This window comes from Streptomyces sp. adm13(2018) (assembly GCF_008042145.1).
GTDB lineage: Bacteria > Actinomycetota > Actinomycetes > Streptomycetales > Streptomycetaceae > Streptomyces.
This window is the reverse complement of record NZ_RDBH01000283.1, coordinates 1-1,591: the sequence shown is the minus strand read 5'-3', so window position 1 is coordinate 1,591 and position 1,591 is coordinate 1. Positions and strand designations below refer to the sequence as shown.

Sequence of the window (1,591 nt, the reverse complement as noted above, 5' to 3'; positions counted from 1 at the left end):
GGGCATCCGGAAGGCCACCCACGCCCACGGCGCGGGCGAGTCGGGGCTCGGGAAGCTGATCGAGCTCCACGCCGTGAACGGCGCCGGGGACGTCATGATCACCGTCGCCCTCGCCTCCACCGTCTTCTTCTCCGTCCCGACCGACGAGGCGCGCGGCCGGGTCGCGCTCTACCTCGCCGTCACCATGGCCCCCTTCACCCTCCTCGCCCCCGTGATCGGTCCGCTCCTGGACCGGATCCCGCACGGGCGGCGGGCGGCAGGGCGATGCCGATCGCGCCGCCCACCACCCACGCCATCTGCAGCGCCGTCTCGGAGCGCGCGAACGCCGACGTCCGTACGAGCTCCGGCACGTCCCGCTGGATCAGCGCGTCGAGCGACAGCTTCGACAGGGCCTGGGTGAGGCCCGCGACCGCGCCCAGGACGGCCACCATCACCCCGCCGAAGAAGATCGCCGTGAAGACCGCCGTGGCGCAGACCACGCTGATCATCGTGGCGATGATCACTTCGGGCCCGTGCCCCCGGTCCCGTAGGAGCGAGCCCATCGCCGTACCGCAGGCGTTGCCCACGCCGGCCGACACGCCCACGATGCCCAGCGAGACGGCGGCGCTCTGCCCCGACAGCGGGTGGTCGCGCAGCAGGAACGCCAGGAAGAAGATCAGGAAACCCGACAGCATCCGCTGCGCCGCGTTGGCCTGGAGGCCGTGCAGCACCGAGGGCCCCACCGTCCGCAGGCTGGGTTTCCGCTCCCCGTGCGTCAGCAGGTGCGCCCGCCGCTCACCCTTCGCGGAGTCCACCTTCGGCGGCATCCGCAGCGCCCAGAAGGTCCCCAGCAGGAACAGCGCACAGGCCCCGTACAGCGGATAGCGGGGCCCGAGCATCTGGAGCCCCGCCCCGATGGGCGCGGCGATGCCGGTCGCGAGCAGCCCGGCCAGGGTGACCCGCGAGTTCGCCTTCACCAGCGAGAAGTCCGGTGGCAGGAGCCGGGGCACGACGGCGCTGCGCACCACCCCGTACGCCTTGGACGCCACGAGTACGCCGAGCGCCGCCGGGTACAGCTCCAGGCCGCCCGTCGCCACCGCCCCCGACATCATGATCGCGAGGATGGCGCGGGTCACCATCGCGCCCGCCATCGCCGCCCGCCGCCCGTGCGGGATCCGGTCCAGGAGCGGACCGATCACGGGGGCGAGGAGGGTGAAGGGGGCCATGGTGACGGCGAGGTAGAGCGCGACCCGGCCGCGCGCCTCGTCGGTCGGGACGGAGAAGAAGACGGTGGAGGCGAGGGCGACGGTGATCATGACGTCCCCGGCGCCGTTCACGGCGTGGAGCTCGATCAGCTTCCCGAGCCCCGACTCGCCCGCGCCGTGGGCGTGGGTGGCCTTCCGGATGCCCTTCGCGGTGCCGGTGAACGGCAGGTGCAGGGCACGACCGACCGACCGGCCCGCTCGGCTGAGCGGCCCGGCATGATCTTCGGATCGTGCGGGTGACCGTGCGGCTGCCACTCCGTCATAGTGCCCCACAGACGGGCGGCCTGGAGCTGTACCCGGCGGCGCTCGGCGTACTCGTGGCGTCCAAGGCGTACGGGGTGGTGCGC

At 73.2% G+C, this 1,591-nt stretch carries 1 protein-coding gene and 1 pseudogene; one reads left to right on the top strand and one right to left on the bottom strand.

Features of this window, described 5'->3' with window-relative positions:
* A pseudogene (locus EAO70_RS39895) lies at positions 1 to 259 on the top strand (MFS transporter); the annotation flags it as partial.
* Here the strand turns inward: EAO70_RS39895 and EAO70_RS36640 are convergent.
* Positions 195 to 1,499, bottom strand: a complete 1,305-nt coding sequence (locus EAO70_RS36640; RefSeq protein WP_261993241.1) for an MFS transporter — start codon at positions 1,497 to 1,499, stop codon at positions 195 to 197. The pseudogene EAO70_RS39895 and the gene EAO70_RS36640 overlap by 65 nt on opposite strands.
* Between the last annotated feature and the right edge of the window lie 92 nt (positions 1,500 to 1,591).